The organism is Streptomyces sp. NPDC033216, assembly GCF_055577115.1.
Window position 1 is genome coordinate 126,356 of the sequence record NZ_JBVIQK010000018.1, and the last position, 26,971, is coordinate 153,326.

Sequence of the window (26,971 nt, forward strand, 5' to 3'; positions counted from 1 at the left end):
ACCCCGGACGTTCCGATCAGCCGTGCAGGGTGCCTGCCGGTCCCGGCAGGAAGTCCGGTACCCGCACGCCCAGCCCCAGGGGCGCGGCCCGGCGGCGGACGAGGTCGGCGAGGGCGAGGTCCAGGGTGCCGAGGCCGAACGGGGAGAAGACGGTGACGCGGTCCTCGGGGCGTCGGAAGGGTCCTTCGGCGTTCAGAACGGAACCGATCGAGGTGGTGATGAAGTCCCGGTTGCCGCAGAGCTGTTCGGCCAGGTGCAGGGAGGTCGACTCGCGGCACACGTGGTCCGCGTCGTCGACCACGTTGACGACGGCCAGGATGCTCTCCGGGGCCAGGTCGCGCAGGGACACGTGCAGGACCAAGGTGCCGGGCCGGCAGGCGTCGGTCGTCAGGTGGGGGGTGGCGGCGGTGGTCGCCAGGCAGACCAGCCGGTGGGTGGCGAGCGCCTCCTCGGCGCTCCCGGCGATCTCCGTTTTCAACTCCGGCCAGCGGGCCTGACAGCGGGCGGCGAAGGCCCCCGCCCTGGAGCGGTCGAGGTCGAACACGGTGACTGCGGCGAGGTCGGGCAGGACGGCCCGGAGATAGGCCAGGATCTCGAGGCCGATGACACCGCAGCCGATCAGGGACACCCCGGTCTCGGGCACGGACGAGGTCAGCGTCGCCGCTGCGAGGGCGGCGCTCGCAGCGGTACGCCGCGCCGAGATCACCGAGCCTTCCAGCAACGCCTCCGGCTGCCCGGTGGCCATGGAGTTGAGGATCACCGCGGCGGAGGCGCGCTCCAGGCCGGACGCGGTGTTGCCGGGGAAGGAGGCGATCCACTTGATGCCCGCCACCGGCTCGTCCTCGCCGAGGTAGGCGGGCAGTCCGATGATCCGGTTGCGCGGGTCGCCGGGAAATCGGAGGAAGACCGAGTGCGGGAGGGCCGTCCGGCCCCGGTCGTGCAACCGGTAGGCGCGGCGTACCGCTGCGACGACCTCGGTCTCGGCCCCGTCGAGGACCTGGTGGACCTCCCCGGCTCCCAGGATCAGCATGGTGCCACCTTCATCGCCGGCTCCTTCTCCTTCCACAGGTGGGACACGTCGCCGAAGTGGCGGGCGACCCATGCGTCGTCGTAGATCGTGTCGAGGTACCGCTCCCCGCGGTCGGGCAGGACGACCGCGCAGCGCGCGCCCTCCGGAATGCGGTCGGCCATCTGATCGACCGCCGCCACCAGCGCCCCGGAGGAACCGCCCGCGAGGACGGCCTCCCGGGCGGCGAGCCGCCGGCAGCCGACCACGCAGTCGAGGTCCGTCACGTGGACGACCTCGTCGGCGAGCCCGTCGCGGTAGAGCGCCGGCCGTACGGCCGCACCGTGACCCGGGATCAGTCGGGACGTCGGGACGCCGCCGAAGATGGCGCTCCCCCTGGCGTCCACCGCGACCACGGTCACCGGCAGCCCCCGGTCGCGGACGTACTCCGCGCAGCCGCGCAGTGTGCCGCACGAACTCGTCGCGCAGAAGAGGTAGTCGATGCCGCCCGGCGCCGCCTCCAGGATCTCGCGCATCGTCTGCCGGTGTGCCTGGGGGTTCAGCGGGTTGGCGTACTGGTTGGGCCAGTAGGCGCCGGGGATGCGGGCGACCAGCGTGCTGATGCGGCGGATCCGGACGGGCAGGTACTCGCCGGTCACCGGATCGCACTCGGTCACCACCTCGACCTCCGCGCCGAGAGCCCGCATGACCGCGACGTTCTGCCGGTTGGTGCGGGGGTCCACGACGCAGATGAACCGGAGCCCGTAGTAGGCGCAGATCTGGGCGAGCCCGATGCCGAGGTTGCCGGAGCTCGATTCGACGACCACCGAGCGGCCGGGCACGAGGGTGCCGTCCCGAACCAGCGCGCGGAGCATCTCCAGGGCCGAGCGGTCCTTCATGCTGCCGCCGGGGTTGAAGGCCTCCAGCTTGGCGTAGGTGGTGAAGTGTCGCCCCGGAGCGAGCTTGGCGAGTTCGACCAGCGGGGTGCCGCCGATCGTGCCGAGAACGCCGGCCGGCCCGTCGTCAGGTTCCGGCATGGTGGCCTCGTCCCGTCGGATCGGGGCACGGCCCGAGCATGGTGCGGAACACGCTAGGTCCTCCTGTCAACACTGGATCGAGGGTTTGTGCGGCGGCCGCGCCCGGCCGGTCGCGGCGTTCGGAAGCCGCGGCCGGGCTGGGACCCGGCGGGTCACCGCGCCGTCGGGCCGGACGCGGCGCGTACGGAGGGGGCGACCGAGGCGGCGCCGGCGATGAGCACCATCCAGCCCGCCAGGGCCAGCGCGGTGGGCCGCGCGCCGACCGAGTCGAGCAGCAGACCGCCGAGCAGCGAGCCGATCGGCAGTGCCCCGTTGGACAGCGTGGTCATCGCCGCGAGCACCCGGCCCCGCAACCGGTCCGGTGTGATGCTCAGTTGGTGGCTGCCGAGCGCCACGTTCCACAGCGGTCCGACGAACCACATCGCGGCGTAGGCGGCGGTGAGCGTGAACGGGTCGCGGCTGAGGGCGATCACGGCCATCAGCACCGCCCACGCCCAGTTCGCCCCGATCACCAGGGCACCCAGCGCGACCCGGCGGGCGAACCACGGCGCCGCCAGCGAGCCGAGGACACCCCCGGCCCCCGCGAAGCCGACCATCAGGCCCACCCCCGCCGAGGACGCGCCGACGTCGGTGGCCAGCACGATGGCGACCAGGAACAGCGCCCGGAACATCAGGTTGCTGCCGGCCACCAGCAGAGTGGCGGTGCGCAGGAAGGGCTGCCGCCACAGCCACCTCAGGCCTTCGCGCACCTGCTCGCCCATGCTGCCGGTGCGGACGGACGGCTCCGCCTCGAACTCCTTGCGGATGAAGAGCAGTGCGGTCAGAGAGACCAGGTAGGTCAGCGCGTCGGCCAGGAACGGGACGGCCCGGCCGAGACCGAACAGCACACCGCCGAGCGGTGTCCCGAGCATCACGGCGGCCCGCCCCCGTGCCTCGTTGCGGGACAGGGCCAGCGAGAGCTGGCCCGGCGGCACGACGTTCGGGACGGCCGCGTGCGCGGCGAGCCCGTGGAACACCGTGAGCGCGCCCTCGGCGAAGCCCACGGCCAGCACCAGCGGCAGGCCCAGGACGTCGAGGGCGGAGGCGACCACGATGGTCGCCGCGCCGAGCGCCCGCAGCGCGTCGCACCAGATCATCAGCCGCCGGCGCGGCCAGCGGTCCACCAGGGCTCCGGCCGGCAGCGGGAGGAGCAGTGCGGGCAGCAGTGACACGAATCCGGCCAGTCCGGCGGCGAACGGCGAGCCGGTGATGGCCAGGACCAGCAGCGGGTAGGCGATGGTGGTCGCCGTCGAGCCGAGCAGGGAGACCGCTGAACCGCCCCACAGCAGCAGGAAGTCGCGGTTGCGATGCAGCGGGACCACCGGATCGGCGGTGGCCGTCTCCGGCGGGTCCGGCGGCCGCGCGTCCGCCGGCGCGCTCATGTCGGGGCTCGTCATCCGTCACACTCCTCGTCCGGCCCGGACCGGACGCTAGCCGCGCGCCGCCCGCTCCATCTGCCGACGCAGACTGAGCGGTCGCATGTCGGTCCAGACGGTGCCGATGTGGGCCAGGCATTCGGCTCGGGTGCCCTCGGTGCCCTCGGCGTGCCAGCCGAGCGGCAGCTCGCGATCGGCGAGCCAGACGGAGTACTGCTCCTCGTCGTTGAAGACGACGCGGTACGTACGCTCGTCGATGTCTTCCTCGGCCACGGTGCGCCCTCCCTCTGTGAACTGCCGCGTCACGAACGTCACGTGACCGGGGGCGGCGCCAGAGACCTTGCCGCAGCCGCCCGGTCGGGCTCCAGAGAAGGAGGCGCAGTCACCGCGGCACCAACGCTGCCGACGTGACTGCCGGTTGTTCTCTCGGAGCGGCGACGGCCGTGCGGCGACGCTGAGGCGCATGACTGCGAACCCCTCCATCCGGACCGCTCCGGCCGACCGCGTCCGGGAGCGCGACGCAAGCTCCGCCCTCCCCCTGACGATGCCGGCCGAGCCCCCCGGTACGTCCCTGTCCGAGTACCTGGCGGCCGCCCGACCGCTCGTCCGCGGCCGGCTGCTCGAACACGGCGCGGTGCTGCTGCGCGGTTTCGACGTCGGCGGCGTGGACGGCTTCGAGGCCGCGGTGCGGGCGGTGTCCGCGGAGCCACTGCCCTACGCGGAGCGGTCCTCGCCGCGCAGCACCATCAAGGGGCAGGTGTACACCTCGACCGACTACCCGCCGAACGAGGAGATCTTTCTCCACAACGAGAACTCCTACCAGGCGGATTGGCCGCTGCACCTGTTCTTCCACTGCGTGCGGCCACCGGACACCATGGGCGCCACGCCGCTGGCCGACACCCGCCGGGTGTACGCGGCGATCGACCCGTCCGTCCGGGAGGAGTTCGCCGCCCGGGGCTGGATGGTGGTGCGCAACTTCTCCGACGGCTTCGGTGTGCCGTGGCAGCAGGCCTTCAACACCGGCGACCGCAGCGAGGTCGAGGCGTACTGCGCCCGCAACGGCGTCGAGACCGAGTGGACCGCGGACGGCCTGCGGACCCGCGCGCGCCGCCGCGCGGTGCACCGCCACCCCGTGACCGGGGAGACGGTCTGGTTCAACCACCTCACCTTCTTCCACGTGACCACGCTGGCCGAGGAGGTGTGCGGCGCGCTGCGGGAGATGTACGACGACGCGCAGCTGCCGACCAACACCTACTTCGGCGACGGCCGGCCGATTCCGGACGAGGTCGTCGCGCATCTGCGGTCCTGCTATCGCGTCGAGCAGCGGCGCTTCGACTGGCAGCGGGACGACGTGCTGCTCGTGGACAACATGCTGTCTGCGCACGCCCGCGAGCCGTTCACCGGGCCGCGCCGGATCGCCGTGGCGATGGCCGAGACCTACTCCGCAGCCGTGAAGTCCGCTTCGTCCGTGGAGGTCCCCGATGCCCACCGGTGACAGCGGTCACCCGCTCTCGTTCGCCCAGGAGCAGCTGTGGTTCCTGGACCAGCTCCGCTCCGGCGCATCCACCGAGTACCTGATGTGCGAGGCGTTCCGCATCCGCGGCCCGCTCGACACGCGGGTGCTCGAGGCGGCGTTCACCGAGATCTCGGCGCGGCACGAGGTACTGCGCACCCGCTATGACAGCGCCGGAGGCGCCGGGGCGCAGTGCGTGGACGAGCCCGGTCCCGTCCGGCTCGCCCGGGTGGACCTGACCGGCGTGGCACCGGCGGACCGGGAGTCGCACCTGCGCGAGCTGCACGCGGCCGAGCTGCGCACCCCGATCGACCTGCGGAGCCGGGCACCCTGGCGGCTGACCCTGGTCCGGTGCGCCGAGGAGGAGGCCGTCCTGTTGGTGACGGTCCATCACATCGCCTTCGACGGATGGTCCTGGGGCGTCCTCGCCCGCGAACTGCACGACCTGTACACCGCGTTCGCAGCCGGCCGGCCTTCGCCGCTCGAGCCGGTACCGGTGCAGTACGCGGATTTCGCCCAGTGGCAGCGCGACACCTGGGCGGCCGCCCCCGGGCGGGCCGAGCAGCGGCGTGGCTACTGGAGGGAGCGCCTGGCGGGTCTGGAACCGCTGGAGCTGCCTGCCGACCGCCGGCGCCCGGCGCACTGGGACCCGGCCGGGGACAGTGTCCCTTTCACGGTGCCCGCGGGACTGGCTTGGCGGCTGGCCGTGCTCGGCCGGGACAGGGGTGCGACCCCGTTCATGGTGCACCTGGCCGCCTTCCAGCTGCTGCTCGCGCGCTGGTCCGGCCGGACCGACGTGGCGGTCGGTGTTTCGGTCTCGGACCGCAACGAGGTCGAGCTGGAGCCGCTGGTCGGCATGTTCCTCAACACCGTGGTGCTGCGGACCGACCTGTCCGGTCGGGGCTCGTTCCTCGACCTGCTGGCGCTGGTGCGCACCACCACTCTGGACGCCTACGAGCACCAGGACGTGCCGTTCGGCTGGGTGGTGGCCGACCTCGCACCCGAGAGGGACCCCTCCCGCAACCCGGTGTTCCAGGTCGGCTTCGCGCTGCACAACGCCGAGCGCCGACCGCTGCGGCTGCCCGGGCTCGACGTCGCGAAGGTCGAGTCGGCCGCCGATCGCTCCGCCTTCGACCTGTCACTGCACCTGTCCGAACTCCCGGACGGCTCCATGGCGGCCCGGCTGATCTTCCCCACCGCGCTGTTCGACCGCGCGCGGGTCGAGCGGATGGCGGCGAGCCTGCTGCGACTGCTCGCGAGTATCGCCGAGCACCCGGACAGCGCCGCGCACGCGCTGGAGACCGTCCCCGACGCGGAGCTGGCGGCCTTCGCGGAGTGGAACCGTACCGAGACGGAGCGCCCGCGGCAGTCGCTCGCCGAGCTGTTCTTCGCCCAGGCCCTGGCCACCCCTGAGGCGGTGGCCGTGGTGTCCGGGGCGCGGGAGACCGGTTACGCCGACCTCGCCGACCGGGTGCGGCGGCTCGCCGGACTGCTGCGCTCGCGCGGCGTGGGCCCGGAGAGCGCGGTGGGCGTCGCGCTGCACCGCGGCACCGACCTGGTCGCCACCGTCCTCGCGGTGCTCACCGCGGGCGGGGTGTACGTGCCGCTGGCCCCGGAACACCCGTCGGAGCGGCTGGCTCACCTGGTGGCCGACGCGGGCGTGGCCCTGCTGGTCACCGAGGAGGCGCTGCGCGGGCGGCTGCCGGTCCATCCGAACATCCTGGTGCTCGACGCCGTCCGGCCGGAGGAGGACGGGGAGGCGCCGGTCCTCGAACCGGTGGGCGCGGTCGGTACGGAGGCGGCGTACGTGATGTACACCTCCGGTTCGACGGGCGGACCCAAGGGGGTCGTCGTACCGGAAGCCGCGATCCGCAACCGCGTCCTCTGGTCGGTGGAGCGCTTCGGCCTGGGTCCTGGTGACCGGGTGTTGCAGAAGACCACCATCGGTTTCGACGCCGCCCTGTGGGAGTTCCTCTCCCCGCTGGTGTGCGGTGCCACGGTGGTGACGGGCCCGCAGGACGCCCACCGTGACCCGGCGGTGATGGTCCGCGCCGTGGTGGACCACCGGGTCACCGTGCTCCAGGGCGTGCCCTCGATGCTGCGCCTGCTGCTGGACGAGCCGGCACTGGCCGGCTGCGCCTCGCTGCGTCTGGTCTGCTCGGCGGGCGAGCCGCTGCCCGTCGAACTGTCCGCCCGGCTGCGCCGCACGCTCGACGCCGAGGTGGTCAACACCTACGGCCCCACCGAGTGCGCCGTGGACTCCACCGCCTGGCGGTTCGACCCCGACGAGCCCGGCGACCTGGTACCGATAGGCCTGCCGCTGCCCAATGTGCGCACCTACGTGGTGGACGGCGAGGACCGGCAGGTGCCCGTCGGGGTGACCGGTGAGCTGTGCGTCGGCGGCCTCGGGCTCGCCCGCGGGTACGCCGGCCGGGGCGCCCTCACCGCGGACCGGTTCGTCCCCGACCCCTACGCGACCGTGCCCGGCGCGCGACGGTACCGCACCGGAGACCTGGTGCGGCGCCGCCCGGACGGCGCGCTGGAGTACGTCGGGAGGGTCGACGACCAGGTCAAGATCGGCGGAGTGCGGATCGAGCCCGGTGAGATCGAAGTCCTGCTGGCGGCCCACCCGTCGGTGGCCACCGCCGTGGTGGCCGCGCACCGGTCCGCCGCCGGTGACGCGCGGCTGACCGCGTACGCGGTGCCCGTCGCGGGGAAGCGGATCGACGCGGAGGTGCTGCGCGTCCACCTGTCTGCCGCACTGCCGGAGGCGATGCTGCCGTCCGCCTTCGTCGAGCTCACCGAGGTGCCGCTCACGCCGAACGGGAAGGTGGACCGCCGCCGGCTGTCCACCGCCGCCGAACCGGACCGGCCCGCCGGACCGGATCGGCCGACGGCGGCTCGGGACGCCCCGCGCACCGTCGCCGAGCGGACCGTCGCCGAGCTGATGGCCGAGGTCCTCGACGTCGAACGGGTCGGCACGCAGGACGACTTCTTCCTGCTCGGCGGCTACTCCCTGCTCGCGATCAAGCTCGTGCTGCGACTGCGGCGCGCCTTCGGTATCGAGCTGACCGTCGGCGAGCTGTTCCACGCGCGGACGGTCGCCGCGCTGGCCGCCCGGGTCACCGAGGCCGGCGCCGGCCCGGATCCCCACCCGGACACCGATCCGGACGCCGTCCGGCCGGCGGGCCGGGACCGCCCGCTGCCGCTCTCGTTCGGCCAGCAGCGCATGTGGTTCCTCGACCAGTTGGAACCCGGGACCCACGAGTACGTCGTCCCGCTGGCGCTGCGGCTGGCCGGACCACTCGACACCGTGGCCCTGCGCCACGCGCTGGACGCGCTGTCCGAACGGCACGAGGTGCTGCGGACCAGGTACCGCTCCGAGGGCGGCGAGCCCGTCCAGATCGTCGACCCCGCCGGGCCGGTGAATTTCACCCTGACCGACCTGGCGGGCGCACCCGACGCCGAGAACCGGGCCCGCGGCCTGGTCGGGGAACTGGCACGCCAACCGTTCGACCTCGCGCACGAGCACCCACTGCGGGCGAACCTGATCCGCACCGCCCCCGAGGACCACCTCCTCGTCCTGACCCTGCACCACATCGCCTTCGACGCCTGGTCGACCAACGTCTACCTGCGCGACCTGGACCTCTCCTACCGGGCCTTCGCCGCGGGCGAGCCCTCACCGCACGCCCCGCAGCCGGTCCACTACGCGGACTTCGCGGTGTGGCAGCGCGAGCAGCAGCAGGCCGGCCGACTGGAGCACCAGCTCGCCTACTGGCGCGACCGCCTGGGCGGCCTCACGCCCGTCGAACTGCCCGCCGACCGGGTTCGCGCGGCGCTCCGGGACGCCCGGGGCGCCAACGTCGTCGTCGAGGTGGCGCCGGAGGTCGGGCGGAACGTCGCCGAACTGGCCCGCCGTCACGGCGCGACCCCGTTCATGGTGATGCTCGCCGCGTTCCAGGTGCTGCTTCAGCGCTGGACCGGCCGCGACGACCTCGCGGTGGGGACCCCGGTCGCCGGGCGGACCCGCCAGGAGACGGAGGACATGGTCGGGTTCTTCACCAACAACCTGGTGATCCGCAGCGACCTCGGGGGCAACCCGGTCTTCACGCAGCTGTTGGAACAGGTCCGCGGCACCGTGCTCGACGCTTTCGCCCACCAGGACGTGCCGTTCGAACTCCTGGTCGACGCGCTGCGGCCGGAGCGGGACCTCTCCCGCAACCCGCTGTTCCAGGTCATGTTCGAGCACCAGCACCTGGCAGGCGTCCCCGACCGGATCGGCGGGGTCGCCGTGGAGCCGGTCCGCGCCGGACTGGAGGCCGCCAAGTTCGACCTCACCGTGACCGTCAAGGAGCGCGGCGGGCGCATGTACTGCTGGTTCGAGTACGCGACCGCACTCTTCGACCGGGAGACCGTCGAGCGGATGGCGGGCCACTACCTGACCCTGATCGGCAGCGTCGCGGCCGCCCCCGGCACGCGGATCAGCGACCTCGGGATGCTCACCGAGGACGAGCGGCACCGCGTCCTCACCGCCTGGGCCGACCCGCACTCCGGACGCACCGCCCTGCTCGACCCCTCCGGGGAACACGGGCTGTGCGTACCGGAACTCTTCGCCCGGCAGGTCCGGCGGGCACCGGACGCGATCGCCGTGGTCTTCGGCGACCAGCAGATCACCTACGCCGAACTCGACGCGCGCGCCGACCGCTTCGCCGCCCGGCTGTGCTCCCTCGGGGTCACCGCCGAGACGGTCGTCGGCTCCTGCCTGGAACGCGGCGTCGAGGCGGTGGTGGTGCTGCTCGCCGTGCTGAAGGCCGGCGGCGTGTATGTGCCGTTCGACCCGCGGCACCCCGCCGAGCGGCTGGAACTCATGCTCGCCGACGCCGGCCCGGAACTCGTGGTCACCACCCGCGCCTTCGCCGGCCGCCTGACCGGCCACCGGGTGGTCCTGGCCGACGCCGACGCCCAGGACGAGCCCGGCACCGCACCCGGGGGCCCGGCGCCCGTCCCGGCCCGGCCGGAGAACCTCGCCTACGTCATCTACACGTCCGGCTCGACCGGCCGCCCCAAGGGCGTGATGATCGAGCACCGCTCGTACGCCCACCACTGCCGCGTGATCGCCGACGCGTACGGCATCGTGCCCGGCGAACGGGTGGCACTGCTGTCCGCACTCACCTTCGACGTGGCGATGGACCAGATCGCGGCGACCCTGGTGGCCGGCGCCACCGTCGTGGTCGCCGACCCGGTGTTCTGGACCCCGGCCGAACTGCCCGCCCGGCTCGCCGAGCACGGGGTCACCGTCCTGGAGATCACCCCGTCCTACTACCGGGCCGTCCTTGACTCGCCCGACCTGCCCCTGCTGCGCTCCCTGAAGCTGATGAACGTCGGCAGCGACGTGGTCACCGGCCTGGACGCGCGGCGCTGGGCTGAAACCGGCCTGCCCGCCCGCTTCCTGTGCAACTACGGGCCGACCGAGGCCACCGTCACCTGCCTGCTGCACCCCGTCCCGGAGGCGCCCGCCGAGGGGGACGCGGCCGGCGCCCTGCCGCTCGGCCGACCCGTCCCCGGCACCCGGGCCTACGTCCTGGACGCGGACCTGCGCCCCGTCCCGGTCGGCGTGCCCGGCGAGCTGTACCTCGGTGGCGTCCGGCTGGCCCGCGGCTACCACCGGCGGCCCGACCTCACCGCGGAGCGGTTCGTCCCCGACCCGTTCGCCGCCGAGCCCGGCCGACGCCTCTACCGCACCGGCGACCTGACCCGCCACCGGCCGGACGGCACCCTCGAGTTCCTCGGCCGGATCGACCAGCAGGTCAAGGTCCGCGGCCTGCGCATCGAACTCGGCGAGATCGAGGCGGCGCTCGCCCGGCATCCCGCCCTCCGGGAGGCGGTGGTCACCGCCCCGCAAACGGCCCCCGGCGAACGCCGGCTCGTCGCCTACCTGGTGGCGCGCCCCGGCAGCCCGATGCCCGACGTGGCCGGGCTGCGCCGACACCTGGGCGCACTCCTGCCCGAGTACATGATCCCCTCGGTGTGGGTGCCGCTCGACGCGTTCCCGCTGACGGCCAGCAAGAAGATCGACCGCAAGGCCCTGCCGGACGCCTCGGCCGCCCTGGCCGGCGGCGCGCGCGAGCACCTGGCCCCGCGTGGCCCCGCCGAGGAGGCCGTCGCCGCGATCTGGTCCGAGGTTCTGGGCCTGGAGCGGATCGGCGCCCAGGACGACTTCTTCGCCCTGGGTGGGCACTCGCTGCTGGCCACCCGGGTGCTGGCCCGGCTCCGCGAGGCTTTCGCCGTCGAGCTGCCACTGCGCCTGCTGTTCGAGGCCACCACCGTGGCCCGGCTCTCCGAGGCGGTGTCCGAGGCCGTGGAGGCCGACATCACCGCGCTGACCGACCACGAAGTGGCGGGCCTGCTCGCCGAGGAAGGCCTCCGATGACCGACACCAGGGACCGCGCACGGCTGAGGCAGGAGCTGCTGCAACGGCGCCTCGCCGGGCGGGCGACCCCCTCCCCCGAGGAGGGCATCGCCCGCGTGCCGCGCGGCGGCCCGCTCCCGCTCTCCTTCGCCCAGCGCCGCCTGTGGATCCTCGACCGGCTCCAGCCCGGCGGCACCGAGTACCTGATGACCTGGGCGCTGCGGCTGCGCGGCCCCCTCGACCGGGCCGCGCTGCGCACCGCGCTGGACGGGATCCTCCAACGGCACGAGGTGTTGCGGACCCGCTACCCGGTGGTCGGCGGTGAGCCCGTACAGGTCGTCGACGGGCCGGGAAGCGTCCGCCTCGACGAGGAGGACCTCGGTGCCCTCGACCGGGAGGCCGCGGACGCCCGGATCGCCGCCCTGGCCACCGGCGCGCGCCGGCCGGTCGACCTCGCCGAGGGCCCGGTGTTCTCCGCCGTGCTGGCCCGGCTGGCTCCGCGGGAGCACGTCGTCCTGCTGACCGTCCACCACATCGCCTGCGACGGACGGTCCGAGGACATCCTGGTCGCCGAGTTCGCGGAGCGGTACGAGGACGCGGTCGCCGGGCGGGCGACCCGTTCCCCGGAACCACCGGTGCAGTACGCCGACTTCGCGCTGTGGCAGCGCGAACGGCTCTCCGGCCCGGCGCTGCGCCGCCGACTCGACCACTGGTGCGAGCGGCTGGCCGGGCTGCCGCCTCTGGAGCTGCCCACCGACCGACCCCGCCCGGCCGTGCGCGATTCGGCGGGCCGGCTGGTGCCGCTCGCCGTCCCGGCCGGCACCGCCCGGCAGTTGACGGCACTCGCCCGGGAGCACGGCGCCACCCCGTTCATGGCGCTGCTGGCCGCGCACGCCGTCCTGCTCGGCCGCTGGAGCGGGCAACGCGACCTGGCCGTGGGCTTCCCCGTGGCCGGACGGGACCGGGCGCCCCTCCAGGACCTGGTCGGCCTCTTCCTCAACACGCTGGTCCTGCGGGTCGACCTGTCCGGGGCGCCGTCTTTCGCGGACCTGCTGCGGCAGGTCCGCGAGAGCGCGCTCGACGCCTACACCCACCAGGAAGTGCCCTTCGAGCGGCTGGTCGAGGAACTGGCACCGGAGCGGGACCCGTCCCGAACGCCGCTCTTCTCCTCCATGCTGCTGTGGCAGGACACGGCCGGTTCGACGGCGCCGGCGACGATGGGCGCCCTGACGGCCGAGCGGCTGCCGGTCGGTGAGAGCAGCGCCAAGTTCGACCTCACCGTGGGCCTCGCCGAGCAGCCGGACGGCTCGCTGTCCGGCGGCGTCAACTACGCCTCGGCGTTGTTCGACCGAGCGACGGCCGAGCGGTTCGCCGCGCAGTTCGCCCGCCTGCTTCAGAGCGCCGTCGCCTCGCCCGACACCCCGGTGGACGAGCTGGAGATCCTGCCCGCGGCCGAGCGCGACCGCCAGCTCCTCAGCTGGAACGCGACCGGCCGGCGCTACCCGGCCGGCACCCTCCCGCTGCTGTTCGAGAAGCAGGCCGCCCGCACCCCCGACGCCGAGGCGGTGCGCTTCGAGGGCGTCGGCCTCAGCTACCGGGAGCTGGACGACCGCGCCGACCGGCTCGCCCAGCACCTGCGGACCCTCGGCGTCGGACCCGAGTCCGTGGTCGGCGTCTGCCTGCACCGGGGCACCGACCTCGTGGTGGCGCTGCTGGCGGTGCTCAAGGCCGGCGGCGCCTACCTGCCGCTCGACCCGGACTATCCGGCCGACCGGCTCGCCTTCATGCTGGAGGACTCCGGCGCCCGCGCCGTGGTCACCGACCCGGGGCTCGCCCCTCTGGTGGGCGACCGCACGCCGCACCTGGTCGACATCACCGGCGAGATCCCCCGCAGCCGGTCCCACGGCCCGGTCGTCGCGGTGGCCCCCGGGCACCCGGCGTACCTGATCTACACATCGGGCTCCACCGGCCGCCCCAAGGGCGTACTGATCGAACACCGGGCGATCGTCAACCGGCTGCACTGGATGCAGGAGGCCTACGGGCTGGACACCGACGACCGGGTGCTCCAGAAGACGCCCTACGGTTTCGACGTCTCGGTCTGGGAGTTCTTCTGGCCGCTGATGACCGGCGCGACACTGGTGCTCGCCCGGCCCGGCGGCCACCGCGACCCGGCCTACCTGGCCGGACTGATCGGCACCGAGGCGATCACCACCGTCCATTTCGTGCCGTCGATGCTGCGCGCCTTCCTCGCCGAGCCGCTGCCGGCGCTGCCCTCGCTGCGCCGCATGGTGTGCAGCGGCGAGGCGCTGCCCGCCGACCTGGTCACCGCCGTGCACGAACGGATCGGCTGCGAGCTGCACAACCTGTACGGGCCGACCGAGGCCGCGGTGGACGTCACCGCGACCCGGTGTGAGCCGAGGCTTCCCGTCACCATCGGCCGCCCGATCGCCAACACCCGCACCTACATCCTGGACGCCTCCCTGCGGCCGGTGCCGATCGGGGTGCCGGGCGAACTCCTGCTCGGCGGCGTCCAGCTCGCCCGCGGCTACCTGAACCGGCCGCAGCAGACCGCCGACCGCTTCGTGCCCGACCCCTTCGCCACCGAGCCCGGCGGGCGGCTGTACCGCACCGGTGACCTGGCCCGGTACCGCGCGGACGGCGCCATCGAGTATCTCGGCCGGCTCGACCACCAGGTGAAGATCCGCGGCCAGCGGGTCGAACTGGGCGAGATCGAGGCGGTACTGGCAAAGGCCCCCGGCGTCGCGGCCGCGGCCGTCGCCGTGCACGACGAGCAGCTCGTGGGATACCTGGTGCCGCCCTCGGCCGACGTCGAGGCGGCCCGCGAGCATGTGCGCGGGCGGCTGCCGGAGCACATGCGTCCCGTTCACTGGACCCTGCTGGAGACGCTGCCCCTGACGCCCAGCGGCAAGACCGACCGCAAGGCGCTGCCCGCTCCCGACCGGGCCCGCTCCGCCCTGGTCGGCGCGTTCGTCGCCCCGCGCACGGATATCGAGCGGACCCTCGCGGACGCCTTCGCGACGGCTCTCGGCGTCGACGAGGTCGGGGTGCACGACGGCTTCTTCCAGCTCGGCGGGGACTCCATGCGCGCCATCCGGGCCGTCGGGGCACTGCGCGACCAGGGGCTGGCCGTCTCCGTGCAGGACGTCTTCGCCCGGCAGACCGTCGCCGAGCTGGCGCCGGTGGCGACCGGCCGGCCGGCGGCCGAGCCGCAGGAGACCGCCCTGGTCGGCCGTTTCGCGTTGCTGGCCCCGGGCGACCGGGACCGGCTCCCGGAAGGGCTGGTCGACGCATACCCCATGGGCCAGGTCCAGGTGGGCATGGTCTACGAGATGCTCGCGGACCCCGGGCGCAACACCTACCAGAACGTCAGTACCTTCCAGATGGTGGACGACGGCCCGTTCTCCGCCGAGGCGTTCGCGGGCGCGGTACGCCTGCTGATCGAGCGGCACGAGATCCTGCGCACCTCCTTCGACCTCTCCGGGTACTCCGAACCGCTCCAGTTGGTGCACGCAGCGGACGGCCTGGAGGTGGAAGCCGGTGTCACCGACCTGCGCGGCCTGCCGCCCGAGGAGCAGCAGGCGCGGGTGCGGGGCTTCCGCGCCGAGGCCCAGCGCACCCCGTTCGACGTCGGTCGCGCCCCGCTGCTGCGTTACCACGCCCACCTGATCGGCGACCGGGAGTGGCTGCTGACCCACGTCGAGTGCCACGCCATCCTGGACGGCTGGAGCCACCACTCGGTCATCGGTGAGCTGCGGGCCGCCTACCGCCAGCTGTCCGTAGGCACCGCAGCCCCGCCCACGGCCCCGCCCCGGGTCCGCTACGCCGACTTCGTCCGGCTGGAGAAGCGCGCCCTGGCCTCCGCGGCGGACCGGGATTTCTGGCGAGGACGGATCACCGGCCACGAGCGGCTCCGGCTGCCCGCCGACTGCGCCTCGGCCGAGGCCCACCTGCCGGCCCCCGAGGTACGGCTGCCCTGGGCGGACCTGGAGCCGCGGCTGCGCCGGCTCGCCGCCGACACCCAGACCTCGCTCAAGAGCGTTCTGTACACCGCGCACCTGAAGGTGCTCGGCCTGATCAGCGGCCAGTGCCGGTTCTTCGCCGGCGCCGTCACCAACGGCCGCCCCGAACTGCCGGGCGGCGACCGGGTGCGCGGCATGTACCTCAACACGGTGCCGTTCGCGGTCGACCTGCGGGCGCCGAGCTGGCGCGAGCTGGTGCGGTCGGTGTTCGCCGAGGAACTGGCCCTGTGGCCGCACCGGCGCTACCCGCTGCCCGCGATGCAGCGCGCATGGGGCGGCGGCGAACCGCTCGTCGAGGTGGTCTTCGCCTACCTGGACTTCCACGTGCTCGACGGGCAGCGCGCGGACATCGGCACGGTCGACGACCACAGTCCGAACGAGTTCACCTTCGACGTGTGGACCTTCCCCGGCGAGCTGCGGATGACCTGCCGGCCAGGCTGGGCCGACAGGGAGCGGCTGACGGCGATCGGCGAGGCGTTCCTGAGCGTCCTCACCGCCATGGCCGACGACGCCGACGCCGACCCACGGAGCTTCCGCGCACCCGGCCTCGAGCAGGTGGGCGGGACACCGGCCGCCACCCGGCCGCTGCCCGAGGTCTGCGTGCCCGAGCTGCTCGCTGCCCGCGGCCGGCCCGGGGCGACCGCGCTGGAGGACGGCCAGCGGCGTCTGACCTACCGGGAACTGGACGCCCGTTCCAACCAGCTGGCCCACCTGCTGCGCGGACTCGGCGTCGGCCCGGAGAAGCCGGTCGCGCTCTGCCTGGACCGCAGTATCGAGGCGGTGCTCGCCATGCTCGCCGTCCTCAAGGCCGGCGGGTACTACGTGCCGCTCGACCCCGCCTACCCGGACGCGCGCATCGGCTGCGTCCTGGACGACGTCCGTGCCGGGGTGGTCCTCTGCCGCCCGCAGGACACCCCCCGCCTGGCCGCGTTCGCCGGCATCCACGGCGTCCCCCTGGACGCCGGATCGGCCGTCCTCGACGGACTGCCGGAGACCCCCGTCGAGGCGGGCACAGGCCCCGACAACCTGGCGTACGTCACCTACACCTCCGGCTCCACCGGCCGGCCCAAGGGCGTCCAGGTCACGCACCGCGGGATCGTCCGGCTGGTGCACGACCCCAACTACGCCGACCTCGACCCGGACCAGGTGCTGCTGCTGCACGCGCCGCTCGCCTTCGACGCGTCCACGCTGGAGGTGTGGGGGGCGCTGGCCAACGGCGCCCGGCTCGCGGTCTGCCCACCCGGGGCGACCACGGCCGACGAGCTGGCCCAGGTGGTCCATCGGCACGGGGTGACGGTGCTCTGGCTCACCGCCGGCCTGTTCCAGCACATGGTGGAGACCCGCCCGAAGCTCCTGGCCGACGTACGGCAGGTCCTCGCCGGCGGCGACGCGCTCTCGCCCTCGCACGTGCGCACCGCCCTGGAGCACGGCGTGGCGCTGACCAACGGCTACGGCCCCACGGAGTGCACCACCTTCAGCACCGCGCTGCGCGGGGTGACCGAGGCCGACGTCGACCGCGGCGTGCCGATCGGCACGCCCATCACCGACACCAGGGTGCTGGTGGTCGACGAGAACCTCGACCCGGTGCCGTTCGGGGTGCCCGGCGAGCTCCTGGTCGGGGGCCCCGGGCTCGCCCGCGGCTACCTCGGCCGCCCCGATCTGACCGCGGACCGCTTTGTGCCGGACCCCTCCGGGGCCGTCCGCGGGGCGCGCCTCTACCGCACCGGGGACATCGTCCGCCGCGACCCCGACGGGACGCTGTCCTTCATCGGCCGGCACGACGGCCAGGTGAAGATCCGCGGCCACCGGGTCGAGCTGGCCGAGGTGGAGGCCGCGCTCGGCGGCCTCCCCTCCGTCCGGGCGGCGGCGGCCGCCGTGCACCCCGGACCGGACGGCCACAAGCGGCTGGCCGGCTATGTCGTCCTCGAACCCGGACACGCTCCGCCGGACGTCGCGGAACTGCGCGAGCAGCTCCGGCGGCGGGTGCCCGACTATCTGGTGCCCGGTGCCTGGGTGGAGTTGCCCGCCCTCCCGCTCACCGCCAACGGGAAGATCGACCGGGCCGCGCTGCCCGAGCCCGCCGGGCCCGCCCCGACGTCGGCGTTCACCGCCCCGCGCACGCCCGCCGAGCGGGCCGTGGCCGAGATCTGGGCCGAGGTGCTCGGTGTCGAGCGGGTCGGTGTCGACGACGACTTCCACGTCCTCGGCGGGCATTCGCTCGCCGTTTTGAGGATCACCGCCCTGCTGCGCGAACGGCACGGTATCGAGCTGACCGTCCGTTCGTTCCTGGAGCACTCCACCGTGGCCGGGCTCGTCGCGGCCGCCGAGGCCGGCGCTCCGGCGGCCCGGTCGCTGGTCTGGCTGCGGCGCGAGGGCACCCGGCCGCCGCTGTTCTGCGTGCACCCCGGCGGCGGCAGTGCCCACTGGTACCGCCCGCTGGTGCCCTACCTCGACCCCGACCAGCCGGTCGCGGCCTTCGCCTGGCCCGGCCTTCAGGCCGAGGACGGCCCTGTCCCCTCGACGGAGCAGATGGCGGAGCGTTACCTGGCCGAGTTGCGGGCCGAGGCACCGCACGGCCCCTACCGGTTGTTCGGCTGGTGCGGCGGCAGCGGCATCGCGAGCGAGCTGGCGCACCGGCTCACGGCCGAGGGCGAGGAGGTCACCTTCATCCTGCTCGATCCGGGGCTGGACAACCATGAGCGGCTCGAGCTGTGGCGGGAGTACTGGCTGATCGAGAGCTGTGTGGCGAAGCTGGCGGAACTGGCCGACGCCCCGCCCGAGCAGGACACCTCGGTGCTTCGGACGGAGGTCCTGGCGCTGCTGGAGCATCTGGTGGACGACGTCGACCCCGAGGTGGGGATAGTGCTGCCGGAGCAGGGGGCCGACGAGGTCTGGCTGCCCTCGGCGAAGATGTGGCGGGAGGTCATGGAGATGTGCCTGACCTACCGGCACCGCCCGTACGCGGGCCGGCTGCATCTGATCGCCAGTGACGAACTGGCGGACGGCGAGCACGAGGTGGCCTCGGGGCAGTCGTTCCCTGACTACCTCGCCCGTTGGCGCGAGCTCACCGGGGACGTGACGCTGCACCGGATCCCCGGTGACCACTTCGGCGTGATGAAGCCGCCGCACCTCGGCCGCCTCGCCGAGGCCGTCACCGGCATCCTCGGCGGCGAGGGCGCGGAGGGCACCGGCTGACACCGGCGGGTGGGACGGCCGGGAGGGCGGGGGCGCACGGAGCGCCCCCGCCCTCCCGGCGCCGCCGCGTCCGGTCGGCGGCGGCCATGCGGGCCTGGCGGGTCGCCCCGCCTCGACGGGTGGGCTGACGGGAGTGGCCGTAGCGGTCGGCGAATCTGCGCAGGTGGGCGGTTTCCGGAGCGGTGACGTCGAAGCTGATCCCGAGGGGGCGGGGAGGGCCTGCCCCTCTGTCCGCGCCCTGGTCGGCACCCGGATGGCGACGTCGAGCCTCTCGGCCCTGCCGGCCGCGGGGTCGAGAGGCTCGGCCCTGCCGACCGCGGGCCACGCGCGTCCCGACCCTGCCGACCGCGGGGTCGATCCGCTCGATCACCTCCGCCGCCGGGGCGCGGACGGTGAAACCCGCGTTGAGGCGCGGGCCGTGCCGGGCACCCGGCGGGCGAACGTGCGCGGGGATGTCGCCGCCGGGAGGCTCACGCGGGGTGACCGGTCCGGTCGGGGGCCGGATCCGTTCGACTCCGGGTCCGTCGCGGTACCGGGGAAGGAGACGCCCGCGCGCTGGATCACCCCCCGGACGGAGCTGGAGCACGGCGACATCCCCTCGCGCCCGAGCGGCGGGAGCGGCCGGAGGCGGCCGGCACCGACGCCCGCGCCTTGTTCGCCGGGCCCGGTGCCTGGCACCTGGGGTGGGCGCTTTCACGGCACGGTCGTCGTGTCCCCCGGACCGCCGGGGACGACGGGAACCTGACCGTCCGCCCGGCGCCGCCGGGCCGGCCGTGGCCGGCACCGCGTGCGACCGGGCCGGGCTCCTGATGCGGAGCCCGGCCCGGTTCGGCGGTGCGGGGTGGACCGTGGCTCGAGAGCGCGGTCGGGTCGGCGGTTCAGTCGGTGACGGCGACGAGGCGTAGTTCGGAGGTGTAGCGCCGCCCCTGGTCGTCGGTGAGCCAGGCCTGTTCGGGCGTGGGGAGCATCTCGGTGACGGTGAGCCGGGCGTCGGGGTCCTTGCGGGCGAGCCGACGGGCGGCCTTGGCGAGGATGTTGACGTAGACGGGGCTGTCGAAGTCGACGAAGAACGGCCGCGGCTCGGTGGGCGAGACCACGAAGACGAAGCGGGGCAGCTCGTGCGTGTCCCGCCACTGCCGGGCCCGCACGAACCGCCGGGCCTCGCTCTTGTCGTCGGCGAAGGCCAGCCCCGAGCCCACGAACCGCCAGGTCTCCCGGGCCACCGTCATCCGGTCGATGGTGACCCGGGGGCAGTGGTCGGCTTCCGGCAGCAGCCGGAATCGGTCCGTCACCAGCGTGGTCAGCACGTGGGCGAAGACCTCGACGGCCGGGAACACGGCGCCGTCGGGCAGCACCACGCAGAGCCGGTCGTCACGGTGCTCCACCACGGCGTCGGCGCTCGGCACGGTCCGGTCGCGGTGCGGGTCCGCCGTGTTGTCGAGGAGGGCGACCTGGTAGTCCTGCGGCCGGACCAGCGCGTGCCGGATCCGGGCGGAGAGCCGGGACTTGTGCTCCTTCGGCAGCAGCGGCATGAGCCGTGGCGCCGGGTGGTCCCGGTCGGTCCGGTCGAACAGCTCGCGGGGATCGGGGTGCTGGTTGACGAACAGTTCGTTCCCCAGCGTGTTGGCGGCCAGGTGGAGTTCGCCGAGGGTGAGGTGGAACTCGCCGCGCTCGACGGCGGCGGCGTCCTGCGCGGCGATCATCACGTCCGGGCTGACGTACCGCGCCGCGGTCCAGCCCGGTGCGGTGGCCGGCCCGAAGGCCTCCGCCACCCGGTCGGCGATCTCCGTGCCGGCGACCGTGACCTGGCGCACCCCCTCCGACAACGGGAGGATCCGGTGCCAGCGGCGCTCGAACTCCGCCTGGAGGTCGGCGGCGTCGGTGACCGCGGCGCCGTGGAGGACCGGCATGCAGGCGAACCAGAAGGCGGCGAGGTCCACCGGCCGGCCGGGCTCGGTGTCGGCGCGCAGCCGCTCGTACACCTCGCTGACGCGCTCCGCCACACGGGCGGCCAGGGCGGACGCGAGCCAGGCGGCTCCGGACATCAGCAGGTCGAGCGGGGCGAGCGCGGCCAGCACGTGGCTGCCGAGCGTCACCCGGGCGGCGCGGCGGCTGTCCGCGTAGACCACGGCGCGGCCGGGCGCCGTGGTGGTGCTCTTCTCGCGTTTGGCGGCCGCATCGGTCACGTGTTGGAACGTCTGCTCGACGGAGGTGAGAGCGGCGACCAGGCGCTCGGGGTCCTCGGCTGCCGCCCCGACGGCCTCGATCGCGGTCCGCAGTTCGTCCAGCCGGGCGAGGGCGGCGGCGCGCAGGGCCGGCTCGCCGATCCGCTCCAGGCAGGCGCGCAGTCGGCGGTCGGGCCGGATGTCGGCGGGTACCTCGAGCCGCCAGGTGATCCAGCGCAGCCGGACCAGTTCGGCGAGCAGGGCGGGCACGTCCGTTCCCGGGCCGACCTCCTGCTGGAGGGCCGGGACGGAGCGGGTGCCGTCGCACAGGCCCAGCACCCGGAGCGTCTCCGGCGGCATCGGGTGCGGCGGCCTGGCGGGGGTCCGTACGACGTTCCCCTCCAGTCGTACGAACGGCACCCGGCGGGGTGCCGTCCAGGCGCGCACCGCCGGGTCCGCGTCGATCGCCCGGGCCAGGGCGTCGACCGACCAACTGGACCAGAACACCTCCGAGGACGCGGTCAGTCCGGTGCCCGGCTCGACGGCCATGCCCGGCCGGGAGGGGGCGAAGGTGCCCCAGCCGACCGGTCCGAAGAAGCCGATGGTGTCGTTCTTGACGCAGAACCGCTGCCAGTAGTGCGCGACCAGTTCCTCACGCTGGCGCTGCTTGAAGGTCCGGCCCTCGGTCGCCGGTCGCCAGTTGAGGAACGGTCGGATCGCCGAGTCGAGCACCCCCCGGTTCTGCCAGGCGACCGCTGCCCGGAACGGTCCGGAGGCGGCGATCTCCTGCGCGCTCGCGGCCGCTCGCACGGCGGCCTGTGCGAACTCCTCGTCGAAGGCCTTCCAGGCCGCGCCGGACAGGGCCTCCCCCGGCCCGAACTTGTCCGCGGCCGCGGCCAGGCCCTCCGGCGCGAGCCGGAGCACCCCGTCCGCCGGGAACCCCGCGCCGCGCACGGCGACCTGGTCCCACAGTCGCCAGCGGCCGCTCAGAGAGACGGATCCCTCGTGCATCCTGGTGCCTCCTAGGCCGACGCGTGTGCGAGGGACAGGTCGTCGAGGACGACCCCCGCCAGCTCGGCCGGGGTCGGATAGGTGAAGACCAGGGCGACGGCGATCTCGGCGTCGAGCAGTTCCTGGAGACGGTCGACGATCTGGAAGGCGGCGAGCGAGTCGCCGCCCGCCTCGAAGAAGTCGCTCGTCGCGTCGAGGGTGTCGTCCCCGAGCGTGTCGCGGTAGTAGCCGGTGATCAGCCCGGTGAGTTCGGCGGCGTCCATGAGATCCATGTCGTGTCCTTCTTCGAGGGGTTTGGGTGTGGACAAGGGAGGCGGGAGACGCGGCACGACGGGTGGGCACGGTGGCCGGTCGCCGAGCGGCATCCGGTCAGCGGCCGGTGCCGGCGTGCGCGGATGGGGCGGCGGCCAGGGCTGCGGCGCTGTTGCCGCCGGAGACGACGACGGCGCTGCGTCCCGGGAGCCCGAGCCGCAGGGCGCCGGCCAGGGCGACGGCGCCGCTCGGCTCGGCCGGAATGCCGGCGCGGTGCAGCAGGGCCATCGCGTGGAGCACGGCCCGGTCGCCGACACCGATCAGCTCGTCGACCCGGTGCCGGACGATCGGGAGGATCACCTCGCCGGGCCGCTGGCCGCGCAGCCCGTCGGCCACCGAGTCGCCGGGCGGCAGTTCGACCGGGCGACCGGCGGCGAGCGAGTGGGCGTAGCGCCGGGCCCGGTCGGGTTCCACGCCGACGATCCGAACCGGGCTCGGGAGGTGGGCGGCGGCGAGACAGACACCGGCCAGCAGGCCGCCGCCGCCCACCGGTACGAAGATCGCGTCGAGGTCGGGGGCGTCCCTGAACACCTCCAGACCGACGGTGCCCTGTCCGGCCACCACGAGTTCGTGGTCGGAGGAGGGCACCAGGGCGGCCCCGGTGCGGACGGCGAGGTCCTTGGCGTACCGGTCGCGTTCGGCCACCCCGCCGGACACCCGGACGACCCGGCCGCCGAGCGCCCGGATGGCCAGCTCCTTGGCCTCGGCCGCGCCGGCCGCCATCACCACGGTGACACGGACACCCAGGGTGCGGCCGAGCGTGGCCACCGCGATGCCGTGGTTGCCGGACGAGCCGGCGACGACCTCGTCGACGCCGAGCGCGAGCATCGCGTTGGCCGCGCCGCGGAGCTTGAACGACCCGCTGTGCTGGAGGTGTTCGGCCTTGACCAGCAGTCCGGGCAGGGAGTCGCGGCGCAGCAGCGGGGTGTGCCGGACGTGGAGGGCGATCCGGTCGGCGGCGGCCAGCACGGCGGCCGGTCCGATCCGGGTGCCGGAGGCCGTCATGACACGGTCTCGGGCACGGGGGGCCGCAGTGCCCGACGGTCGGCCTTGCCGCTGTGCGTGACGGGCAGGCGCTCCAGCCGGGTGAACCGCCTGGGCATCATGTGCGGCGGCAGGGTACGGGCCAGGTGCGCGCGCAGTTGGGCGTCGGTGGTGCCGTCGAGCGGGCCGGTGACATGGGCACCGAGCCAGGTCCGGCCCCGGTCGTCGGTCCCGGCGGTCACCACGGCGCCGGTGACCTCGGGGTGGGTGAGCAGAGCACCCTCGATCTCGGCCGGGTCCACCCGGTGGCCGCGGATCTTGACCTGGCGGTCGGCCCGGCCGAGGTACTCCAGGGTTCCGTCAGCGGCCCGCCGGGCGAGGTCGCCGGTCCGGTACAGCCGTGCGCCGGGCGGTCCGTACGGGTCGGGCGGGAACCGGTCGGCCGTCAGGCCGGGCTGCCCGCCGTAACCGCGGGCCACGCCCGCGCCGCCGATGTGCACCTCTCCGGTCGACCCGTCCGGGACTTCCCGCCCCCGCGGATCGAGCAGGCGTACGGCGGTGCCGTCGATGGCGGTGCCGACGGTGTCGGCGGAGGTGTCGGGGGCGGCGGGCACGTCGTAGCGGGTGGAGGTCATCGTGCACTCGCTGGGCCCGTACTGGTTGACCAGGCGGCCGCCGACCAGAGCGCGGCCACCGGCGGCGAGGAAGGGGCGCAGCGACTCGCCGCTGGAGCAGACCAGGCGCAGCGTGCGCAGCCGTTCGGCCGCGTAGGGAGACTGGAGGAGGAAGCTCAGGAAGGAGGGAGTGGTGCTGAGGACGGTGTCGACGCCGTACTCGGCGACGGTGTCGGCGAAGGCCTCGGCGCCCAGCAGGCGCGCGCGTTCGACCAGGACGACGCACCCGCCAGCGGCGAGCGGTGCGAAGGTGTCCCGGATGGACGCGTCGTAGCCGGGCGGGGCGAGCTGGAGGGCGACGGTGCCGGGGCCGAGGGCGTTGTCGCGGACGACGGCGCGAAGGTACGTGTCCAGGCTGCCGTGCTCGATCAGGACGGGATTGGGGGCACCGGTGGAGCCCGAGGTGTGGCTGACGTAGGCGAGCGAGCGCGGATGGGGGGCGGGGAAAGCGGTCAACGGCGGGGAGCCGGCGGGAATCCGGTCGAGCAGGACGGCGGGCGCGTCGACCAGCCGTCCGAGGCGGCCGGCGAGGGCGGCGGAGGTGAGCAGGTGGGCCGCGCCGCCGCCGGCGGCGAGCGCGGCGAGCCGCCGGTCGGGCAGGTCGGTGTCCAGGGTGAGGAACGCCCCGCCGGCCCGGACGACCGCGGCGGTCGCCACCACGGCGTCGGCGCCGGGAGGCAGGGCCACCACGCAGACCCGCTCCGGTCCCACGCCGTGGGCGGCGAGGTGGGCGGCGAGCCGGTCGACCCTGGCGGCGAGTTCGCCGTAGCCGATCGGACCGTCGGCGGTCAGCAGGGCGGGGGAACGCGGCGCCCGGTCGGCGTGCGCGCGGATGTCCTGGACGAAGGTCGTCGGTGCGGGGGCGGTCATGCCGGCTCCCCGGGGGCGGTTCTCCGGTCGACGGCGACGAGGCGTAGTTCGGAGGTGTAGCGCCGCCCCTGGTCGTCGGTGAGCCAGGCCTGTTCGGGCGTGGGGAGCATCTCGGTGACGGTGAGCCGGGCGTCGGGGTCCTTGCGGGCGAGCCGACGGGCGGCCTTGGCGAGGATGTTGACGTAGACGGGGCTGTCGAAGTCGACGAAGAACGGCCGCGGCTCGGTGGGCGAGACCACGAAGACGAAGCGGGGCAGCTCGTGCGTGTCCCGCCACTGCCGGGCCCGCACGAACCGCCGGGCCTCGCTCTTGTCGTCGGCGAAGGCCAGCCCGGAGCCCACGAACCGCCAGGTCTCCCGGGCGACGACGGTGGAGTCGATGGTGATCCGGGGCGAGTGGTCGCCGTCCGGACGCAGGGTGAAGCGGTCCATCACGCGGTTGGTGAGCGCGTGGCAGAACACGTCGAGCAGGTCGAAGACCGATCCGTCGGGCAGCACGGCCGACAGCCGGCCGTCACGCTCCTCCACCCGTACGTCGCCGGAGCGGACGGTACGCGGGCGGTGCGGGTCGGCGCTGTGGTCGGTGAGTGCGACGTAATGGTCCTCCGGCCGCTCCAGGGCTTGCCGGCTGCGGGCGGACCACTTGAGCGGAAGCTCCTTCGGCAGCATGGGGAGCAGCCGCGGGCCGGGGAAGTCGCGGGTGGTCTCGTCGATGAGCTGCCCCCGGTCGGGGTGCTGGTGGACGAAGAGCGACTGGCCGAGGGTGTTCATGGCGACGTGCAGCTCGCCGATGACGAGCTGGAACTCGCCGCGTTCGACGGCGCCCGGGTCCTCGGCGAGGATCAACAGGTCGGGGCTGATGTACCGGCTGAGCGACCAGCCGCGCCCGCTCTCGGGGAAGGCCTCACGAACCTGGTCGGCGATGGCGGCACTGGAGAGCGAGACCCGCCGGGCGCCGGCCGGGGCGTCGATGATCCGTCCCCAGCGCTCGCGCAGGTCGGCCTGGACGCGCTCGATGTCGGCGAAGGACTGCGGGTGCGGGGCGGGCAGGCAGGCGAACCAGAGCGAGCCGAGATCGACCTGCTCCTGCCGCTCCCGCAGCTCCAGGTAGGCCTCGTGGATGCGCGCGCCGACGGCCTCCGCGTACCGGTCGGTCATCCAGCGGGCGGCGGTCAGGCACAGCTCCAGCGGCGCGAGCCGCTCCAGGACGGCGGTGCCCACGGTCGCCGTGGCGGACCGGCGGCAGTCGGAGTACACGAGGGCGCGGTTGGGTGCGGTCCGGGCCCCCTTCTCGCGGACCGCCGAGGCCTCGGTGATCTCGGCGAAGTCGGCCTCCAGGGCGGCGAGCGCGGCGGTCAGCTCCTCGGGGTCGGTTCCGGCCCGCTCGACCCGGTCACGGCCGGCCTCCAGCACCGCCAGCTTGGCCAGGGCGGGTTCGCGTACCGCCGGGTCGCCGATGCGCTCCAGGAGGGTGCGCAGTTCCCGCTCGGGATAGGTGCCGGCGGGCACGTCGAGCTTCCAGCCGATGAGGCGGCCGGAGGCCAGCCGTTCCAAGGCCTCCGTCACCTCCCTGTCCGACAGGTCCCGGCCCAGCTCCCGGGCGGCCAGGTCGGTGATCTCGGCGGGCGTCCGGCGTCCGTCGCACAGGCGCAGGACGGTGAGCGCGGGTTCGGCAGTCGGCTGCGGCGGGCGACCGGGGAGGCGCACCGTGCCGTCGGCCACCCGGACGAACGGAACCTGGCGCGGGGGTGTCCATCCGCGCACCCGCGGGTCACGGTCGATCGCCTTCGCGAGGGCGTCCATCGACCAACTGGAGAAGTAGACGCGGGACTCGGCGACCAAGCCGGTGCCGGGGTGCACCTCGACGCCGCGCCGGAGGGTGTCGAAGGTGCCCCAGCCGACCGGGCCGAAGAAGCCGATGGTGTCGTTCTTGACGCAGAACCGCTGCCAGTAGTGCGCGACCAGCTCCTCGCGCTGGCGTGGCATGCTGCTGCGGTTCTCGGCGGACGGCGTCCAGTCGAGGAACGGCTTGATGCCGGTGCGCAGCACCGCACGGTTCTGCCAGGCGACCGCGGCCCGGAACGGCGCCGAGGCGGCGATCTCCTGGAGCTCACGTGCGGTCCGTACCGCGGCCACGGAGAAGGCCTCCTCGAACGCCTCCCAGTCCGCCCCCGCCGGCACCTCCTCGGGGGCGAACTTGTCCGCGGCCGAGGCCAGGCCCTCCGGGGCCAGCCGGAGTACTCCCGCGGCGGGGAAGCCGGGGCCGCGGAGCGCGAAGTGCGTCCACAGGCGCCACCCGTCTGCGGGCATGCGTATCGTGTCGGACATTGCTGTGCTACCT

At 74.2% G+C, this 26,971-nt stretch carries 12 protein-coding genes; 3 read left to right on the forward strand and 9 right to left on the reverse strand.

Annotation, left to right across the window (positions count from 1 at the left end; all coding sequences use genetic code 11):
- Window positions 1-16: 16 nt before the first annotated feature.
- The 4 genes from sbnB to ACZ5Y0_RS27655 all read right to left on the reverse strand — a co-directional run bounded on the left by sbnB (window position 17) and on the right by ACZ5Y0_RS27655 (window position 3,731).
- On the reverse strand, window positions 17-1,030 hold the full coding sequence (gene sbnB / locus ACZ5Y0_RS27640) for a 2,3-diaminopropionate biosynthesis protein SbnB (protein WP_469131390.1): 1,014 nt from the start codon (window positions 1,028-1,030) through the stop codon (window positions 17-19).
- On the reverse strand, window positions 1,024-2,043 hold the full coding sequence (gene sbnA, locus ACZ5Y0_RS27645) for a 2,3-diaminopropionate biosynthesis protein SbnA (protein ID WP_469131391.1): 1,020 nt from the start codon (window positions 2,041-2,043) through the stop codon (window positions 1,024-1,026). Before sbnA ends, sbnB begins: the two co-directional genes overlap by 7 nt.
- Window positions 2,044-2,195: 152 nt before the next feature.
- Window positions 2,196-3,479, reverse strand: a complete 1,284-nt coding sequence (locus ACZ5Y0_RS27650; RefSeq protein ID WP_469131392.1) for an MFS transporter — start codon at window positions 3,477-3,479, stop codon at window positions 2,196-2,198.
- 33 nt (window positions 3,480-3,512) lie between these two features.
- Window positions 3,513-3,731: an MbtH family protein gene (locus ACZ5Y0_RS27655; RefSeq protein ID WP_469131393.1), complete on the reverse strand. Its 219-nt coding sequence runs from the start codon at window positions 3,729-3,731 to the stop codon at window positions 3,513-3,515.
- Window positions 3,732-4,002: 271 nt separating this feature from the next.
- Between ACZ5Y0_RS27655 and ACZ5Y0_RS27660 the strand changes: the two genes are divergently transcribed.
- From ACZ5Y0_RS27660 to ACZ5Y0_RS27670, 3 genes are read left to right on the forward strand one after another with little or no spacing between them, the layout of a single operon-like run.
- Window positions 4,003-4,953 (forward strand): TauD/TfdA family dioxygenase, encoded by a 951-nt coding sequence (locus ACZ5Y0_RS27660; RefSeq protein ID WP_469131417.1) that lies wholly within the window; start codon window positions 4,003-4,005, stop codon window positions 4,951-4,953.
- On the forward strand, window positions 4,940-11,401 hold the full coding sequence (locus ACZ5Y0_RS27665) for an amino acid adenylation domain-containing protein (protein WP_469131394.1): 6,462 nt from the start codon (window positions 4,940-4,942) through the stop codon (window positions 11,399-11,401). The genes ACZ5Y0_RS27660 and ACZ5Y0_RS27665 overlap by 14 nt, the downstream gene beginning before the upstream one ends.
- Complete coding sequence (locus ACZ5Y0_RS27670; protein ID WP_469131395.1) at window positions 11,398-18,615, forward strand: amino acid adenylation domain-containing protein; 7,218 nt, start codon at window positions 11,398-11,400, stop codon at window positions 18,613-18,615. Before ACZ5Y0_RS27665 ends, ACZ5Y0_RS27670 begins: the two co-directional genes overlap by 4 nt.
- Window positions 18,616-19,493: 878 nt before the next feature.
- Here ACZ5Y0_RS27670 and ACZ5Y0_RS27675 read toward each other — a convergent pair.
- The 5 genes from ACZ5Y0_RS27675 to ACZ5Y0_RS27695 form a co-directional block, all read right to left on the reverse strand.
- The gene (locus ACZ5Y0_RS27675) at window positions 19,494-21,791 is read right to left on the reverse strand and encodes a lantibiotic dehydratase (protein ID WP_469131396.1); all 2,298 of its coding nucleotides are present in this window, start codon (window positions 21,789-21,791) and stop codon (window positions 19,494-19,496) included.
- 11 nt (window positions 21,792-21,802) lie between these two features.
- Window positions 21,803-22,063, reverse strand: coding sequence for an acyl carrier protein (locus tag ACZ5Y0_RS27680; protein WP_469131397.1), 261 nt, complete (start codon window positions 22,061-22,063; stop codon window positions 21,803-21,805).
- A 97-nt stretch (window positions 22,064-22,160) separates the two neighbouring features.
- Window positions 22,161-23,108 carry a threonine ammonia-lyase gene (locus ACZ5Y0_RS27685; protein ID WP_469131398.1) on the reverse strand — a complete coding sequence of 316 codons (948 nt, stop codon included), beginning with the start codon at window positions 23,106-23,108 and terminating at the stop codon, window positions 22,161-22,163.
- Window positions 23,105-24,631, reverse strand: coding sequence for an amino acid adenylation domain-containing protein (locus ACZ5Y0_RS27690; RefSeq protein ID WP_469131399.1), 1,527 nt, complete (start codon window positions 24,629-24,631; stop codon window positions 23,105-23,107). Before ACZ5Y0_RS27690 ends, ACZ5Y0_RS27685 begins: the two co-directional genes overlap by 4 nt.
- The gene (locus ACZ5Y0_RS27695) at window positions 24,628-26,958 is read right to left on the reverse strand and encodes a lantibiotic dehydratase (protein WP_469131400.1); all 2,331 of its coding nucleotides are present in this window, start codon (window positions 26,956-26,958) and stop codon (window positions 24,628-24,630) included. The genes ACZ5Y0_RS27690 and ACZ5Y0_RS27695 overlap by 4 nt, the downstream gene beginning before the upstream one ends.
- Window positions 26,959-26,971 lie beyond the last annotated feature (13 nt).

What these genes read in the sequence shown, in the direction of transcription:
- ACZ5Y0_RS27650 (WP_469131392.1), bottom strand. Translation starts at nt 3,479, where the DNA reads ATGACGAGCCCCGACATGAGCGCGCCGGCGGACGCGCGGCCGCCGGAC.
- ACZ5Y0_RS27675 (WP_469131396.1), bottom strand. Translation starts at nt 21,791, where the DNA reads ATGCACGAGGGATCCGTCTCTCTGAGCGGCCGCTGGCGACTGTGGGAC.
- ACZ5Y0_RS27665 (WP_469131394.1), top strand. Translation starts at nt 4,940, where the DNA reads ATGCCCACCGGTGACAGCGGTCACCCGCTCTCGTTCGCCCAGGAGCAG.
- ACZ5Y0_RS27680 (WP_469131397.1), bottom strand. Translation starts at nt 22,063, where the DNA reads ATGGATCTCATGGACGCCGCCGAACTCACCGGGCTGATCACCGGCTAC.
- ACZ5Y0_RS27670 (WP_469131395.1), top strand. Translation starts at nt 11,398, where the DNA reads ATGACCGACACCAGGGACCGCGCACGGCTGAGGCAGGAGCTGCTGCAA.
- ACZ5Y0_RS27685 (WP_469131398.1), bottom strand. Translation starts at nt 23,108, where the DNA reads ATGACGGCCTCCGGCACCCGGATCGGACCGGCCGCCGTGCTGGCCGCC.
- sbnA (WP_469131391.1), bottom strand. Translation starts at nt 2,043, where the DNA reads ATGCCGGAACCTGACGACGGGCCGGCCGGCGTTCTCGGCACGATCGGC.
- ACZ5Y0_RS27660 (WP_469131417.1), top strand. Translation starts at nt 4,003, where the DNA reads ATGCCGGCCGAGCCCCCCGGTACGTCCCTGTCCGAGTACCTGGCGGCC.
- ACZ5Y0_RS27695 (WP_469131400.1), bottom strand. Translation starts at nt 26,958, where the DNA reads ATGTCCGACACGATACGCATGCCCGCAGACGGGTGGCGCCTGTGGACG.
- sbnB (WP_469131390.1), bottom strand. Translation starts at nt 1,030, where the DNA reads ATGCTGATCCTGGGAGCCGGGGAGGTCCACCAGGTCCTCGACGGGGCC.
- ACZ5Y0_RS27690 (WP_469131399.1), bottom strand. Translation starts at nt 24,631, where the DNA reads ATGACCGCCCCCGCACCGACGACCTTCGTCCAGGACATCCGCGCGCAC.